13 protein-coding genes are annotated in these 15,969 nt (G+C 72.7%); 7 read left to right on the top strand and 6 right to left on the bottom strand.

Annotated elements, in window-relative coordinates; all coding sequences use genetic code 11:
* Window positions 1-76: 76 nt before the first annotated feature.
* Entirely contained in the window at window positions 77-1,777 is a 1,701-nt protein-coding gene (locus K206_RS0118970; RefSeq protein WP_196812896.1) for a carboxylesterase/lipase family protein, read from the bottom strand.
* A 285-nt stretch (window positions 1,778-2,062) separates the two neighbouring features.
* Here K206_RS0118970 and K206_RS0118965 point away from each other — a divergent pair, with 285 nt between their 5' ends.
* The 5 genes from K206_RS0118965 (at window position 2,063) to K206_RS0118945 (ending at window position 6,820) form a co-directional block, all read left to right on the top strand.
* Window positions 2,063-3,052 (top strand): tripartite tricarboxylate transporter substrate binding protein, encoded by a 990-nt coding sequence (locus K206_RS0118965; RefSeq protein ID WP_020203968.1) that lies wholly within the window; start codon window positions 2,063-2,065, stop codon window positions 3,050-3,052.
* Entirely contained in the window at window positions 3,045-3,800 is a 756-nt protein-coding gene (locus K206_RS0118960; protein ID WP_020203967.1) for a GntR family transcriptional regulator, read from the top strand. Before K206_RS0118965 ends, K206_RS0118960 begins: the two co-directional genes overlap by 8 nt.
* 59 nt (window positions 3,801-3,859) lie before the next feature.
* Window positions 3,860-5,089: an aconitase X catalytic domain-containing protein gene (locus K206_RS0118955; RefSeq protein WP_020203966.1), complete on the top strand. Its 1,230-nt coding sequence runs from the start codon at window positions 3,860-3,862 to the stop codon at window positions 5,087-5,089.
* Window positions 5,086-5,619: an aconitase X swivel domain-containing protein gene (locus tag K206_RS38700; protein WP_020203965.1), complete on the top strand. Its 534-nt coding sequence runs from the start codon at window positions 5,086-5,088 to the stop codon at window positions 5,617-5,619. The genes K206_RS0118955 and K206_RS38700 overlap by 4 nt, the downstream gene beginning before the upstream one ends.
* Window positions 5,620-5,794: 175 nt before the next feature.
* Window positions 5,795-6,820, top strand: coding sequence for an alpha/beta fold hydrolase (locus tag K206_RS0118945; RefSeq protein ID WP_020203964.1), 1,026 nt, complete (start codon window positions 5,795-5,797; stop codon window positions 6,818-6,820).
* An 11-nt stretch (window positions 6,821-6,831) separates the two neighbouring features.
* On the opposite strand, the gene K206_RS0118940 is transcribed toward K206_RS0118945, so the two are convergent.
* Window positions 6,832-8,145: a HAMP domain-containing sensor histidine kinase gene (locus K206_RS0118940; RefSeq protein WP_020203963.1), complete on the bottom strand. Its 1,314-nt coding sequence runs from the start codon at window positions 8,143-8,145 to the stop codon at window positions 6,832-6,834.
* The gene (locus tag K206_RS0118935) at window positions 8,142-8,885 is read right to left on the bottom strand and encodes a response regulator (RefSeq protein ID WP_020203962.1); all 744 of its coding nucleotides are present in this window, start codon (window positions 8,883-8,885) and stop codon (window positions 8,142-8,144) included. Before K206_RS0118935 ends, K206_RS0118940 begins: the two co-directional genes overlap by 4 nt.
* A gap of 279 nt (window positions 8,886-9,164) precedes the next feature.
* Here K206_RS0118935 and K206_RS0118930 point away from each other — a divergent pair, with 279 nt between their 5' ends.
* Window positions 9,165-9,581 carry an organic hydroperoxide resistance protein gene (locus K206_RS0118930; protein WP_020203961.1) on the top strand — a complete coding sequence of 139 codons (417 nt, stop codon included), beginning with the start codon at window positions 9,165-9,167 and terminating at the stop codon, window positions 9,579-9,581.
* Window positions 9,582-9,603: 22 nt separating this feature from the next.
* On the opposite strand, the gene K206_RS38695 is transcribed toward K206_RS0118930, so the two are convergent.
* Both K206_RS38695 and K206_RS0118920 read right to left on the bottom strand, forming a co-directional pair.
* Window positions 9,604-11,283, bottom strand: a complete 1,680-nt coding sequence (locus K206_RS38695; protein WP_020203960.1) for a PEP/pyruvate-binding domain-containing protein — start codon at window positions 11,281-11,283, stop codon at window positions 9,604-9,606.
* A gap of 20 nt (window positions 11,284-11,303) precedes the next feature.
* On the bottom strand, window positions 11,304-13,340 hold the full coding sequence (locus K206_RS0118920; protein WP_029043812.1) for a hypothetical protein: 2,037 nt from the start codon (window positions 13,338-13,340) through the stop codon (window positions 11,304-11,306).
* Between the two features lie 225 nt (window positions 13,341-13,565).
* Here K206_RS0118920 and K206_RS0118915 point away from each other — a divergent pair, with 225 nt between their 5' ends.
* A complete protein-coding gene (locus tag K206_RS0118915) occupies window positions 13,566-13,841 on the top strand; it encodes a DUF3562 domain-containing protein (protein WP_155888135.1) in 276 nt (91 codons plus the stop codon).
* A gap of 14 nt (window positions 13,842-13,855) precedes the next feature.
* On the opposite strand, the gene K206_RS0118910 is transcribed toward K206_RS0118915, so the two are convergent.
* Window positions 13,856-15,969, bottom strand: a 2,114-nt coding sequence (locus K206_RS0118910; RefSeq protein WP_020203957.1) for a di-heme oxidoredictase family protein, incomplete at its 5' end; no start/stop codon positions are given.

Raw genomic sequence — 15,969 nt, 5'->3', positions numbered from 1 at the left:
GTACCGCTGAGCGCGAAGCCGCCGCGCGCCGGCATGGCGCCGGGCGCGCGGCCGGCAGCGGCCGGCGTCAGCCGCGTCAGTCGCGGGTGAACGACACCGGGAAGCTGTACTCGTACAGCGGGATGCCCGCGAACGCCGCGCGCGCGTGCGCGGCGGGATCGCGCCGCGCCTCCCATGACTTGCCCAGCAGCGCGGTGGTGCGCGCCGCGCCGTCGTAGGGCGTCCAGCCCGACACCGTGTCGCCCGGCCGGCCGGTGCGCGCGAACTGCGCCCAGATCGCGCCCATGCGGTCGCGCACCTGGAGCTGGTCGGGGCTGTCCTGCACCAGCGGCCGCGCCGCGTCGAGCGTGCCGAAGATGAACGGCACCTCCGCCGTGTGCGGCGAGCCCAGCGCGCCGCCGCGCGCGGGCGATTTCCAGTCGAACTCGTAGGCATAGACCGGCGCGCCTTGCTGCGCGGCCTTGCGCTCGGCCACGGCCAGCGTCGGCAGCCGGTAGTTGTAGTCGCCGGCGATGCGGATCAGCAGCTCGCTCGGCGTGGCCTTGCCGTCGCGCTCGCGGTAGGCCTCGATCAGCCGGTCGGTGGCGGCGCCGTCGAGCCGCAGGAAGCGCTGGATGCGCTGGCGCGCCTGGGCGGCGCCCAGCGAGAAGTTGCGCGGGTCGGCGGCGAGGAAGAAGGTGGCTTCGTCGGCGGCGTTGCCGATCAGCACCGGCACGTCCGCCGCCAGCGGCGAGGCCACCGGGTCGAACGGATCGTCGGCGAATACCCGGCCGTCCAGCGTCGGGCGGAACTCGCTGACGCCGCCGGCGGCGCCCGACACCTTGGCGAACGCGGCCACCAGCTGCGCCACCGGCACCTCGCGCAGGCGGCCCGCGCTGGCGGCATTCAGGCCGAACTCGCGCAGGAACGCATGCGCGGCGCGCGCCGCCGCCTCGGGCCCGGCCAGCTTCCACGCGCCCGAGCCGCTCTGCACGATGGCGCGCTGGATGTAGCCGCGCGCGGCGGGCAGGCCCAGCAGCGCCGTGACCTTGGCCGCGCCGCCCGACTGGCCGAACACCGTGATGTTGGCCGGGTCGCCGCCGAACGACTCGGCATTGGCCTTGATCCATTTCAGCGCGGCGAGCTGGTCGAGCGTGCCGAGGTTGCCCGACTCGGCGGACAACTGTTCGGGATGCTCGCCGGTGAACAGCCCGCCCAGCACGTTGAGGCGATGGTTGACGGACACCACCACCACGTCCTGCGACACCGCCAGGTGGCTGCCGTCGAAGCCCGCCGAGGTGCCGGCGCCGATGGCGAACGCGCCGCCGTGCAGCCACACCAGCACGGGGCGGCGCCGGTGGTCGCGCAGCGCCGGCGTGAATACCGACAGCGACAGGCAGTCCTCGCTCGCGGGGATGGCCGACCAGTACCAGGCGAACTCGGCCGGGCTGCCGACCTGCGGCTGCGGGGCCGAGGCGCCGCCTTGCAGGGCGTCGCGCACGCCCGCCCACGGCTGGCGCTCGAGCGGCGGGCGGAAGCGGTTGTCGCCGGCGGTGGTGGCGGCATAGGGCACGCCGCGGAACGCGAACGCGCCTTGCGCGCGCGTGCCGCGCAGGCGGCCCGAGGTGGTCTCGGCGACCGGCTCGGCGGTGGCGGCGGTGGTGGCGCATGCCGACAGCGCGCCCAGGGCGGCCAGGCTGGCGCCGGCGCGGGCGGTGCCGAGCAGGAAGGTGCGGCGGGAGGTGCTGCTGGAAGTGCGGCCGGAGGTGCCGGGCACGGTCGGGATGGCTGGAGTCAAGTTGGTTTCCGGTGGGCGCCGCGGCGCGTCCGGCCAGGCCGGACGCCGCGCGGCAACAGGCCATGATGCTAGCCCGGCGCTCGCGGCCGGCAAACGAAGCTTCGTTCATATGCGTATTTGCCGGCTGGCGCGGCGTCCGGCGGCAGCGGCGCGCGGCAGCGGTACGCGTTGTGGCCGCAGGGTTCGCATATGCATGTGCGAAAGCCTTCGTTAGAAAACTCGTATTAATACGTTTCAATACAAGTCTTCGCCCGGACCTGTCCGGCGCCCGCTTGAGGAATCACCGTGTCCACCCGCGTTTTCGCGGCGGCCTGCGCCGCCGCCTTCAGCCTGTTCTCCGTCCTGCCGCTCGCCGCGCCCGCATTCGCCGCCGAGGCCTACCCGAAGCAGGCCATCCGCCTGGTGGTGCCGTTCCCGCCCGGCGGGCCCACCGACATCGTGGCGCGCCCGCTGGCGCAGGCGCTGTCGCACCAGCTCGGGCAGCAGGTGGTGGTGGACAACCGCGGCGGCGCCGGCGGCATCATCGGCGCCGACCTCGTCGCCAAGTCGCCGGCCGACGGCTACACGCTGCTGCTCGGCACGGTGGGCACCAACGCCATCAACCAGAGCCTGTACCGCAAGCTGCCGTACCAGCCGTCGACCGACTTCACGCCGATCTCGCTGCTGGCGTCGGCGCCGGTGGTGCTGGCGGTCAACCCCTCGGTGCCCGCCCACACGCTGGCCGAGTTCATCGCGCTGGCGCGCAGCAAGCCGAAGTCGATCGCCTACGGCTCGGCCGGCAGCGGCTCGCCGGGGCACCTCGCGGGCGCGCTGTTCGCCGACGCGGTGCACGCCGAGCTGCTGCACGTGCCCTACAAGGGCAGCGCGCCGGCCATCTCGGACCTGCTGAGCGGGCAGATTCCCGCCATGTTCGACCCGGTGCAGTCGCCGCTGGCCAACATCCGCGCCGGCAAGCTGCGCGCGCTGGCGGTGTCCGGCACGCGCCGCAGCCCGGTGCTGCCCGACGTGCCGACGATGGCGGAGGCCGGCGTGCCCGGCTACGAGGCCGAGGCCTGGTGGGCGCTGTTCGCGCCGGCGGGCCTGCCGGCCGCCGTGCAGCAGAAGCTGCAGGCGGAAACCGCCCGGGTCATGCGCAGCGCCGAGATGCGCAAGCAGCTGGGCGAGCTGGGCATCGAGCCGGTCGGCAGCAGCGCCGCGGAGCTGCGCGCGCTGGTGGAGACCGAAGTCCCCAAGTGGGCGCGCGCGGTGAAGAGCTCGGGAGCGACGGTTGACTGAGACGCTGGAGATCCGCGCCGACGCGGTGCTGGACCGCCACGCCGCCACGCCGCTGTACGAGCAGGTCTGCCGCATCCTGCGGGACGGCATCGACGCCGGGCGCGGCACGCTGCTGCCCTCGGAGGCGGCGCTGCAGCGCCGTTTCGGCATCAGCCGCGTGACCGCGCGCCAGGCGCTGCGCAAGCTGGTCGACGAAGGGCTGATCGAGACCCGCCAGGGCAAGGGCACCTTCGTCTCGCGCGGGCGCGTGCGGCATCAGCTCGACACGCCGCGCGGCTTCTACGACGAACTGCTGTGCCAGGGCGTGATCCCCGAAACCACGCTGACCGCGTTCGGCGCGCGCGCGCCGCGCGCGCCCGGCCTGTCGACCTACCTGGAGCGGCGCTACCTGGTCGACGGGGAGCCGCTGGCGGTGGTGGCGTCGTGGCTGCCCGACGCGGCGCTGGCGCTGGGCGAGCAAGTCGCGGCCGAGCGCACCATCTACGGCATCGTCGAGCAGGGCCTCGGCCACCGCGTCGCGCGCGTGGAAACCACCATCAGCGCCGAGCAGGCCAGCGCGCCGGTGGCGGCGTCGCTGGCGCTGGGGCGCGGCGGCTTCGCGCTGGTGCTGCTGCGCCGCTCGTTCGACGAGCAGGACGCGCTGTGCGAGATCTCGGCCTTCCACGTGCGCCCCGACAGGTACGAGTTCGTCGTCACCGCGCAAGGCCCGCTGGCCGGCGTGCAGACGCGCGCGCGGCCGCCGGGCTGACCCCGGCGCCGGCCACCCGTCATCCGGAACCCCCACCAGAGAGAACGACAGAGAACGACATGAGACTCAACGACGAAGAGGCAGCCATGCTGGCCGGCGAGGCCGGCACCGTGGCGCGCACTGTCATCGAACACCAGATCAAGGTAGGCGACTTTTTTGGCGCGCAGGATTTCGTGCCGGTGTCGCAGGCCCACATCATGGCCGATACCGAGAGCCTGGGGCAGGCCGGCGTGATGTGGCTGGAGCGGCTGGCCGACGCCGGCGACGGGCGCGTGCGCATCCCCACCATCACCGACCCGCGCGGCACCGATTTCGAGAAGGCTTCGCTGCTCGGCCAGGCCGAGTGGATGCTGGAGCTGGAGCGCCGCGCCATCGACGCCTTCACGCGCCTGGGCGTGAGCATGACCGACACCTGCATCAACTACCAGACCGTGCTGGCCGCCACGCGCGGCGAGCACGTGGCGTTCGGCGACACCGGCGTGGTCATCTATTCGAATTCGGTCAGCGGCGCGCGCTCGAACTTCGAGGGCGGGCCGTCGGCGCTGGCGGCGGGCCTGACCGGGCGCACGCCGCGCTACGGCTTTCACCTCGACGCGCAGCGCCGGGCCACGCTGCGGCTGCGCGTGGACTGGACGCCGCAGAGCCTCAACGACTGGGGCGCGCTGGGCGGCGTGATCGGGCGGCTGGCGGGCAACTACTGGCAGGTGCCGGTCATCGAGGGCCTCGAAGCCGCGCCGACCTCCGACCAGCTCAAGCATTTCGGCGCGGCGATGGCCAGCTTCGGCTCGGTCGCGCTGTTCCACCTGGTCGGCATCACGCCCGAGGCGGCGCGCCTGTCCGACGTGGGCGGCGATGCGCTGCCGGTGGCGCACCGCATCGGCCAGGCCGAGGTGCGCGGCCTGCAGCAGAGCTACGCGGTGGAAAAGGAGATCGACGTGGTGGTGTTCTCGGCGCCGCAACTGAGCCTGTTTGAGCTGCGCCAGCTGGCGGGGCTGTGCGAGGGGCGGCAGTTCAAGCGCCCGCTGCTGGCGATCACGAGCCCGCAGGTCAAGCCGGACTGCGACCGCTTCGGCTACACGGCCGCCATCGAGCGCGCCGGCGGCACGGTGATGTCCGGCATGTGCTTCTACCAGTCCTACGCGCGCGAGATCCGCGAGGCCAAGGGCTGGACGCGGCTGGCCACCAACAGCGCCAAGATGGTCAACATCCTGGGCGGCTACGGCTACGTACCCATGCTGGCGTCGATGGAGCAATGCGTCGACGCGGCAGAAACCGGAGAACTCGCATGAGCGACACGATCTTCACCGCCCGCCACGCGATGGGCCGCCCGGTAGCGGGCCAGGCGCTGGTCGCCGCCGACGGCTTTTCCGCGCGCTACGACCTCGACCGCCTGCAAGGGGTGTTCTCGCGGCCCGGGCACAAGCTGGCCGGGCAGTCGTACCTCGACCGCATCCTGATCCTCGACACCGCCAAGGGCGGCGTGGCGACGGCCTGGATGCTGCACGAGATGCAGTCGCGCCACATGGCGCCGCTGGCCATCGTCCTCAACTCGGTCAACACCATCCTGGCCCAGGGCGCGGCGCTCGGCGACGTGACGCTGCTGGCGGGCTTCGATGTCGACATCACGGCACAGATCGCGCACGGCGCCTGGGTGGACATCGACCCGGCCACACGCACGCTGCGCGTGGTGCAGCCGCCCGCCTCGTCGACCTTGTCCACCTTGTCCAGTTCGTCCACCTCGCCGCTGCTGCCCGTGCATGGCGGTGGCGAGGGCGGCGTGAGCAAGGTGCACGGGCCGGCCTCGCGCGCGCGGCGCTGAGCCGGCGCGCGCGCTCTCTCCACTCCCCGCGGCTTCCGCCGCGCCGGCCTTGTATCGCCATGTATCCGCCCGCGCCTATGCTACATGGGCATGCAAGTCCGGCGCGCGGCGATACACGGGGGATACACGCGGCCCGCATGCTGTGCATGACCCGCCATCACCCGGAGAGAGCACCATGCCCGACCAGATCAACCAGCCGCGCCGCCGCCTGTTCGGCGCCGCGGCCATGACCCTCGCCGCCGCCCCGTTCGGCGCGATCCGTTTCGCGCACGCGCAGGCCGGCCCGCCGCCGGGCGCGCTGGCCTCGTTCGGCCCGCTCAGGCAGGTCGATGCCGGCGAGCTCAACGTCGGCTATGCCGAGGCCGGGCCCGCCGGCGGGCCGGTGGTGATCCTGCTGCACGGCTGGCCCTACGACATCCACAGCTTCGTCGACGTCGCGCCCATGCTGGCGGCGGCGGGCTACCGGGTGATCGTGCCGCACCTGCGCGGCCACGGCACCACGCGCTTCCTGTCCGCGCAGACCTTCCGCAACGCGCAGCAGGCGGTGGTGGCGCTCGACATCGTCGCGCTGATGGACGCGCTCGGGATCAGGACCGCCATCCTCGCCGGCTACGACTGGGGCGCCCGCACCGCCAACATCATCGCCGCGCTCTGGCCCGAGCGCTGCAAGGCGATGGTGTCGGTGAACGGCTACCTGATCAACAACCTCGAGCGCAACAAGCTGCCGCTGCCGCCCAAGGCGGAGTGGGGCTGGTGGTACCAGTTCTACTTCGCCACCGAGCGCGGCCGGGCCGGCTACGAGGCGAACCGCAAGGCGTTCGCCAACCTGATCTGGAAGGTCAACTCGCCGCAGTGGCAGTTCGACGACGCCACCTTCGAGCGCACCGCGGCGTCCTTCGACAACCCGGACTACATCAGCATCGTGATCCACAACTACCGCTGGCGGCTGAGCCTGGCCGCCGGCGATCCGAAGCACGACGCGCTGGAAAAGCGGCTCGCCGCCGGCCCCGTCATCGCCGTGCCGACCATCACGCTGGACGGCGATTCCGACGGCGTCGCCCCGGCCACCGACGGCACCGCCTACGCCGGCATGTTCTCGGGCAGGCGCACGCACCGCATCATCAGGGGCGTCGGCCACAACCTGCCGCAGGAGGCCCCGCGGGCCTTCGCGCAGGCGGTGCTCGACGTGGACAAGTACTGAGGAGCGGCGGTTCAGCGCAGGGTGACTTCCGCGCACAGCCCGCCGCCGTCGCGGTTGCGCAGCGCGAGCGTGCCGCCGATGGCCAGCGCGAGCTGCTGCGCGATGGCCAGCCCCAGCCCGGTGCCGCCGGTCTCGCGGCTGCGCGACTGCTCGAGTCGGAAGAACGGCTGCATCACCGCTTCCAGCTGGTCCTCCGGGATGCCCGGGCCGCGGTCCAGCACCGCGATGACCACCGCGCCGCCGGCGTCCCTGCGCACCGACAGCTCGGCGGCGCCGCCGAACTTCAGCGCGTTGTCGATCAGGTTGGTCAGGATGCGGCGCAGCGCGTGGGGGCGCGTGACGATGGCGCCGTCGATGCGGCCGGCCGTCGTCACGGCCTTGCCGGTGTCCTGGTAGTCGTAGGCGAGGCTCTCGATGAACGAGGCGATGTCGATGCGCGCGGCGGCCTCCGCGTCGCCGTGGGCGCTGCGCGCATAGGCCAGGCCTTCCCGCACCAGGCGCTGGATCTCGGCGAGGTCCTGCACGAGCTTGTCCTTGCCGGCGGAATCCTCGGCCATCTCGGCGCGCAGCGTCATGCGCGTGATCGGCGTCTGCAGGTCGTGGGAAATCGCCGCGAGGATCCGCACCCGCTCCTCCACGTGGTGCGCGATGCGGTCGCGCATGGCGTTGAACGCCATCGCCGCGTGGGCTACCTCGGCCGGCCCCGCCTCGCTCAGGCGCGGCGCCGGCCTGTCCGGGTCCAGCGCGTCGGCGGCGCGCGCCAGGTCGGCCAGCGGGCGGATGGCCAGCCGCACGGCGAACCAGCAGCACAGCAGCAGCAGGACGAGCTGGATCGCCAGCACGTAAGGCAGCCACTGCGCCAGCGGCAGCGGCGCGGGATGCACGTCGATGGTCAGCGGGCGGCCGTCGCTCAGCGTCAGGTGGGCCTGCAGGCGCTTGCCGTCGCCGGGGATGGATTCGATCTTGACGGGATGGCGCCGGCCGCCCGCTTCCTGGATGCGCGCGGCGATGTCGGCGCCGCGCGCGCTGAGGTCGGGCACGCCGGGCAGGCCGGGGCCGAGCACGAAGCGGTAGGTGCCGCGGTCCAGGCGCGGCACCCATTGCGCGCGCTCGTCGGCGGGAAGGCGGTCGAGGATGGCGATGGAGGTCGCCACGTCGCTTTCCAGCGTGCCCAGCATGACCGCCCGGGCGGTGAGGTAGCGCTCGGCGAAGACCACGCCGAAGGCCAGCCCGTACGCGATGGTCAGCCCGGCGAGCAGGATCAGGAACAGCCGCGAGCCGAGCGTGCGCGGCAGCGGCAGCAGGCGCGCGGCGGCGGCGCTCATTGGCGGGGCTCGGCGATCTCGACCGGCATGGCGAATACGTAGCCTTCGCTGCGCACGGTCTTGATGTAGGCCGGCTCGCGCGCGTCGTCGGCCAGGCGCTGGCGCAGCCGGCTGACCAGCAGGTCGATGGAGCGCTCGAACAGCTCGGCCTCGCGCCCCTGCGTGAGGTTGAGCAGCTGGTCGCGGTTGAGCACGCGCTGCGGGTGGTCGACGAACACGCGCAGCAGGCGGTACTCGGCGCCGCTGAGCGCCACCGCGGTGCCGTCGCGGTCGATCAGGTGGCGGCCGGTGGTGTCAAGCTGCCACGCGCCGAAGCGCAGCAGCCGGCCGGCTTCCGTCACCTGCAGGTTGGGCGGCAGCATGCGCGTGCGGCGCAGCACCGCCTTGATGCGCGCGAGCAACTCGCGCGCGGCGAATGGCTTGGCCAGGTAGTCGTCGGCGCCCATCTCCAGGCCGACGATGCGGTCGGTCTCGTCGCTGCGCGCGGTCAGCATCAGCACCGGCGTGGCCTTGTGGCGGCCGGCGCGCAGCTCGCGGCACAGGACCAGGCCGTCGTCGCCGGGCAGCATCAGGTCCAGCACGATCAGGTCGACGGCACTGGCTTCGAGGAAGGCGCGCATATGCCGCCCGTCCGGCGCGACGGTCACGCGCAGGCCGTTCCTGGTCAGGTAGGCCGAGACCAGTTCGCGGATTTCCCGGTCGTCGTCGACGATCAGGATGTGATCGATATGAGGTTCCATCGGGAGCACCTTCGGCGTGGATCGGAAGACGGCGTGGCAACGGCACCGAAAATACCGGAAGACGGCCGCGCCGGGGGCCATGCCGGCCGCCCTCTTTGTATCGCAGTGTATCCGCGCGCGCGCCGCTGACACTGCCTTACGCTTGCGGCCGATGCCGATACACAGCGGACATGCCGGCCGTGTCTCATGCGGTCATGGCCGGTGGCGCTCGCGCCGCCGGCGAGTTGACCCCGGACGGCACGGCCGTGCCCGCCCCGATTTCACCACCAGGAGTTCATCATGACCCAGACGCAGAAAGTGCTCTACACCGGCAAGACCCACACCACCGGCGGCCGCGACGGCAAGTCGCGCAGCAGCGACGGCCGTCTCGACATCCAGTTGTCGTCCCCCGGCACCGCGGGCGGCGGCACCAACCCGGAACAGCTGTTCGCGGCGGGCTGGTCGGCCTGCTTCATCGGCGCGCTGGGACTGGCCGCGGGCAAGATGAAGGTCGCGCTGCCGGCGGACCTCGCGGTGGACGCCGAGGTCGACCTCGTCAAGTCGGGCGAGGCCTATTTCCTGCAGGCGCGCCTGAACGTCAGCCTGCCGGAGCTGGAGCGCGAGGTCGCGCAGGCGCTGGCCGACACCGCGCACCAGACCTGCCCGTATTCCAGGCTCACGCGCGGCAATATCGACGTCGTCATCAACGTGGTCTGAGCGGCCCCGGCGCGGCGCGCTTCTACCCGGCGGCCGGCCGCATGCTTGCCGTGGCCTCGCCATCGGCGCCGCGCAGCCGCCGGAGGCGGGCCTGCAGGTCGGCCAGCGGCTCGGTCACGGTGCGCACCGCGCCGGCATAGACGAGGCCGAGGTTGCCGTCCAGGGTCAGCAGGTCGCCTTCATGCAGGGTGGTCTCGCCGACGCGCAGCGTGCGCGCGGTCTCGTCGAGCTGCAGCGCGGCGCAGCCGACCAGGCACACCTTGCCGAGCTGGCGCGCGACCACGGCGGCGTGCGAGGTCCGCGCGCCGTGCTGGGTCAGCAGGCCCGCCGCCAGTTCGAGCGCGGCGATGTCGCTGGTCTCGGCGTCGCGCCGCACCAGCACCACCGGCGTGCCGGCCGCCTGGCGCGCGCGCGCCGCCGCTTCGTCGAAGGCGATCGCGCCGACGGCGATGCCGTTGGCCGCGCTGGCCGCCTGCGCCAGCGGCGTCGGCGGCGTGCCGTCCGGCGACACGGTATGCGTGGCCACCAGTTCCTCCGGCTTCAGCGCGGCGGTGCGTTCGCGCGCCACCGCGGCCGGGATGATGCCGGCGTCGCACAGGTCGAGCGCGATGCGCGCCAGGGCCTGCGCGGAGCATTTGCCGTTGCGGGTCTGCAGCAGGTACAGGCGCCCGTCCTGCACCGTGAACTCGAAGTCCTGCATGTCGCCGAACGCGCGCTCAAGCGTGGCGGCAACGTCGGCCAGGTCCTGCCACACCGCCGGCATCACGGCGGCCAGCTCGTCGTGGCCGTAGGCGTTGCGCCGCCCCGAGACCACGTCCTCGCCCTGGGCGTTGAACAGGAAGTCGATCCACAGCGCCGGCTCGCCGCTGACCGGGTCGCGCGTGAAGCCGACGCCCGAGCCCGAGCGCCCGCCGGCATTGCCGTACACCATCGTCTGCACCGTCACCGCGGTGCCGATGGTGTCGGGGATGTCGCGCTGGCGGCGGTATTCGCATGCCTTGGGCGAGCGCCAGCTGGCGAACACCGCGCCGATCGCGCCGCTCAGCTGGGCCTGCGGGTCTTGCGGAAACGGCGTGCCCGCGGCGCGCGCGTAGGCTTCCAGGTAGCGGCGCGTGAGCATGCGCAGTTCGGCGAAGTCGAGGTCGCGCTCGTCGCGCGTGCCGGCCAGCGCCGCGCTCTCGGCATCGAACACCGCCGCCGGCACGCCGGCCACCACTTCGCCGTAGCTTGCCACGAGCCGGCGGTAGGTGTCCCACGCCAGGCGCGGGTTGCCGGTCTGGCGCACGAAGCCGGGCAGCGTGGCGTCGCACAGGCCGATGTTGAGCAGCGTCTCCATCATGCCCGGCATCGACACCGGCGCGCCCGAGCGCACCGACAGCAGCAGGGGCAGCCTGGCGTCGCCGAAGCGCAGGCCGGTGGCGTGTTCCAGGGCCTGCAGCCCGGGCCGCCAGAGCGCGGGCGCGGTGGCCGCCGGGCTGGTGGCGGCGCTTGCGCAATAGACCGTGCCGAGCGCGAACGCGGGCGGCACCGGCAGTCCCAGCGCGGCCATGCGCAGCAGGTTGAAGGCCTTGAAGCCCATCGTCCGCGCGGAGGGCTCGTGCGCCGGATGCGCAAGGCGGGCGGTGCCGACCGGCGCGGCGCAGCCGATCAGGTAGAGGGCGTCGGGCCAGTCCGGAGCCGCGGCGAGGTCGGGTGCGTTCATGTCTGCGTTCATGTCCGGGCTCATCCCTGGGCTCCGGCCTGGCCGAAGGCCACGTCGCGCAGCGCATAGCCGGCCACCAGCAGGCGGTCGGACGCCAGTTCCAGCGCGATGGCCAGGTCGTTGGCCAGCATCAGCGCGCCGGCGTCGCGGATCGCGGCCAGGATCGCGCGGCGGGCGGCACGCAGCAGCTCGTCGCACTCGCGTTCGGCGCGCAGCACGTTCCATGACGCGGCGAGGAAGGCGTCGCCGTCGGCGGCATCGCTGCCGGCGCCCAGTTGCCGCGCGATGGCCAGCGCCTTGACGTGTTCCTGCGTCGCCGAGAGCACGGTCTGCGCCAGCTTGCCGAGCAGGTGGCGGATGTCGGCGTTCCAGCCCTGGTGGTGGTCCTCGGCGATCAGGCTCATCAGGAACGCGGCTTCCTCGAGCGCATCGGCGATGTCGTCGGACAGTTCCAGCAGGCGCGCCGCGGGCTGCCAGCGGCGCTGGCGCCGGGCGTGGTCCCGCGCGCGCATCACGAGGTGGTCGGCCTGGCGCTCCCACACCTTGGCGCGCGCCGCCAGGTTATGGGCGGACTTACCGGCCTCGCCGGCGGCATCGCGCTCCGCCTTGCCGGACGGCGCGACCACGTCGTGCGCCAGCCCGTCGCTGACGGCCTGCGCCAGCGCCTGGCAATAGGCCGCGTGTTCTTCGATGAGGTCGAACTCGCTGCCGTGCTGGCGCATGCGCCGGGCCAGCAGCATGCGGGTTTCGTCGGCGACCAGCGCCAGCGGCTGGCCGGCCAGCAGCGCCCGGCTGGCCTGGCACAGCACCTCGACCAGGAAGGCGCGGGCGTCGGGCGGGCCGAGCACGGCGTCGAGGCGGTCGCCGATGCGGAACGCATCTTCGCCCGCGGCCTGCATGGCGGCGAACACGATCTGTTCGCCGCCGGCCTTGAGCCACGCCATGTGGCCGGCGTCGCAGCGCGCCACCTCGCGCAGGATGTCGATCGCCTCCGCCTTGCCGACGAAGGGCAGCAGGCGCTTGCGCGCGCGGTTCCAGTCGATCAGGAACACGATGCGCGAGCCGATGCCTTCGAGCGCATCGTCGAGCGCCGCCGTGCCCGCGCATTCGAAGCGCGCGGTGCCGAAGGTGTAGGCCCGCCCTTCGTTGAGCGCGGCATCGACCTTCGACTGCGTCTCGGTCCACTGCGCGCCGAACGGGGCCAGCAGCGCCTGGAAGAAGGCGAAGCGGGCGCGGTGCAGGTCCGAGTAGTGCAGCGTGATCGTGGTGCCCTCGACCTGCAGCACCAGCACGTGGGCGTCGTTGGTGCCGATGTCGTTCTGCAGCAGCAGCCGCGCGCCGTCGCGCGTGGCGGCCGTGTCGAGCCCGGGATGGTCGAACTTCAGCGGCGCGGTGCGGTTCAGGCCGCGCATGAACGCCGTCACCCGCGCGCGGTCCGCCGGCAGCAGTTGCCACACGTGGGCACCGTCGACCACCTCGCCGGACAAGGTGCCGGCGAGGTGGTTGAGCTGCTTGTGCAGATCCATCACCAGCAGGTGCAGGCTGTCGTCGTCCTCGCCGGGCGCGCCGTCATGCCTGTGCTTGTCCGCGCGCTTGCCGCTGGTCAGCGCGCGCAGTTGGCCGTTGCGCAGCGTCTCGCCGCCCGGCTGCTCCGCCGCGGGCGCGCCGAGCGTGCCGAGCCAGCCGCTCCAGTGCTTGACCCGTTCGCGCAGGTCGTCGCCGGTGTCGGGCACTTCGAGCAGCGGCCGCGCCATCACGCCGAGGTCCTCCGCCAGGTGCCGCGCCAGGCGCTGCAGCCCGGGCATCAGGAGCGCGCCTTCGACCCGCGACGCGGCCGCCGGCAGCTCGCGCAGCCAGCGGCCCTCGATGCCGGCCGCCGCCGCTTCCCGGCCGAAGTCCGGCGGCTCGGTGGCGGGCTGCTCCGCGTGGGCGGCGGCGGCCTGCAGGACCGTCAGGTACAGTTTGAGGCGGTCATTCGCGGCAAGCGCGGCGTGGATCCACGCGGGGAGCAGCAGCGTGCTCTTTCCCATAGCGGCGACGGCATCGGATTTTTGCATGCGGGCCTCTGGCTCGATTGTCGATGCGGCAGAGTCTGGGCAGCGGAAATGACCGTTTTGCGACAAACGGAAAGGACCGGCACCAATGCTTGAGACAAGTCAAAGGCCGGCGCGAATCTTTCCGCCGGCGCTGGCGCGCCGGTCATATGCTGTACATGGATACGGGTCCGCGCATGGCGCCGGTTCCCGTCACTTGCTTCATTCCCGCTGGACCGCCGGAGAGCGATGATGTCCGTTCACAAACTCAGACAACCCGACCAGAAGGGCCTCGTCGCCTTGCTGGCAGCGAAAGCCCACATGCCGGTGGATGACGTCGAGCAGCTCTACGAACATGAGCGCGCCGAGCTGGCGGTGGACGCGCACATCACGTCGTTCCTGCACATCTTCGCCATCCGCAACGTGGAGAAGATCCTGCGCCGGCGGGCGGGCGAGAAGACCGCCTTGCGCGAGGGCGGCCGCGCGCCGCAGCCGGCCGGGCGGGACCGCCGCGCCGGCGCCTGAGCGCGGCCAGGCCGCTACAGCGACTGCAGGAAGGCGACTACCGCGGCGCGGTCTTCCTTCGGCAGCGCCTCGAAGCGGGCGCGGCTGTCGTCCGCCTCGCCGCCGTGCCACAGGATCGCCTCGGTCAGCGTGCGGGCGCGGCCGTCGTGCAGCAGCCGCACGTTCTGCTCGCCGCCCTGGACGAAGCGCAGCGAGCCCACGCCCCACAGCGGCGCGGTGCGCCACAGGTTCGGCGTGGCGCGGCCTTCGCTCAGGGTGTCGGCCAGGCCCGGGCCCATGTCGTGCAGCAGCAGGTCGCTGTACGGGTGGATGGTCTGGTCGCGCAGCTCGGCGAACGGGTGCGTGTTGCCGGTCTTCAGCGTCGGCGCGTGGCAGGCCACGCAGCGCGCCTGCACGAACAGCGTGCCGCCGCGCGCGATCTGCGGCGGGTCGACGTCGTGCTCGGGCGACACCCGCACGCCGTCCGGGAAGCCGCTGCGCAGGCTGCGCTGGGCCGGCACGCCGATCAGCGAGAGGTAGTGCGTGAGGCGCTGCAGGTCGGTCTCGGAGACCGAGGTGGCCGCGGCGGCGCGGCAGTCGGCGGCCTCGCGCTGGCAGCCGCGCGAGGGGAACACCGGCGAGGTCACGCCCATGTCCTTGATCAGCGCGTCGCCGACCTGCTGCCGTATGCTGGCCTTGGTCGCCTTCCAGCCGAAGCGGCCGAGATGGGTCTTGCCGGTCTCGGGATCGGCGACCCAGTTGGGGATGCCGCGCACGCCGTCGCCGTTCCTGTCGTCCGGGTCGGCCAGCGCCAGGATGGTGGGCTCCGCCACCGCCTCGAGCAGCCCCATGCCGATGACCTGCGGCGCCTGGCGCGCCGAGAACTGCGCCGGCACCGGCCCCTTGAACGCATAGGACGGCTTGACCAGCGCCACCGTCTCGCCGCCGGACAGGGTGCGCGCGGTGGTCTCGTAGGATGCCACGCTGACGCCGTAGTCGGGCGCGCCCGGGTCCTGCGCGTGCTGCTGCACGTTCAGGCCGTAGGTCGGGTCGGCCTTGCCGCCGGCGGCGACGAGCATCGACATGGTGTCCAGCCGCGCGCCGATGGCCGGCGCCAGGCTGCGGCCGTTCTGCGTGTGGCACTCGATGCAGCGCGGCTGGTTGTAGCGCGGGCCGAGCTGGCCGATGTGCTCGGCAAACACCGGGTTGTCGGCGTCGTGCTCGGAGTGCTTGCCGTCGGCGAACGAGGTGTGGAACAGCCGGCGTCCCTCGACGAAGCGTTGGGTGTTGACGATGCCGATATTGTTGGCCATCTGCTGGAACACCCGCATCGGCTCCTCGGAGTAGTTGTACGAGATGCTGGCGTCGCCGCCGAGCAGCGTCTCGGCCGGCAGCGGCGCGGAGTCGAGATTGGGCGCGATGCCGTACCACGGCCGCATGCCCACGCCGACCACGTAGAGCTGCTCGAACGAGTAGTAGCGGCTGCCGCCGCCATCCACCACCGGGTCGCGCTTGAGCCGCGGCGCCGGCGCCAGCTCGATCGGGTCGCCGATCTTCAGCGCGCTGTGCGGGTCGGTGCGCCAGTTGGAGTCCACCACGATCATGCAGTCTTCGCGCGGCTGGCCCTCGCGGCAGATGGGCTGGCCGCCTTCCTTCGGGTTGTTGAAGCCGTAGTTGAGCGCCCAGCCGTAGTCGCGCACGGTCGGGTCGAGCACGTTGCGGAACAGGCTGAAGGTGGTGCCGTCGAAGACGCCCTGGTTGACGTGCAGGTAGATCTCGATGCGCTGGCGGCCGGCGGGCACGCCGTCGCGGATCTCCAGGCCGAAGGTGCGGTTCTGGAAATAGAAGGTGGGGAAGGTGAGGTAGCGGCCCGGGCCGGCGTCGGGCGCGTCCCAGGCCTCGCCGCGCTCGCGCGCGTGGCGCTCGGTCGGGCGCGAGCCCATCAGCGTGACCAGCGTGCCGTCCGCCTCGCGGTACTGGATCTGCTCGTTGACCGGCGTGCCGGGCGCGAACAGCGGCGCGTACGCGGCGGTGTCGGCGGGCGCGGCGGCGGCCGGCGCGCCGCCGTCACCGCCGCCGCCGCAGGCGGCCAGCGCGGCCAGTGCCAGCACGGCGGCGAACGGCGCCGCCGCGCGCGGCGCGAGGCCGG

Source organism: Cupriavidus sp. WS (genome assembly GCF_000395345.1).
Lineage (GTDB): Bacteria > Pseudomonadota > Gammaproteobacteria > Burkholderiales > Burkholderiaceae > Cupriavidus > Cupriavidus basilensis_B.
The sequence above is the reverse complement of the archived record's forward strand: the minus strand, read 5'-3'. Positions and strand labels throughout refer to the sequence as shown.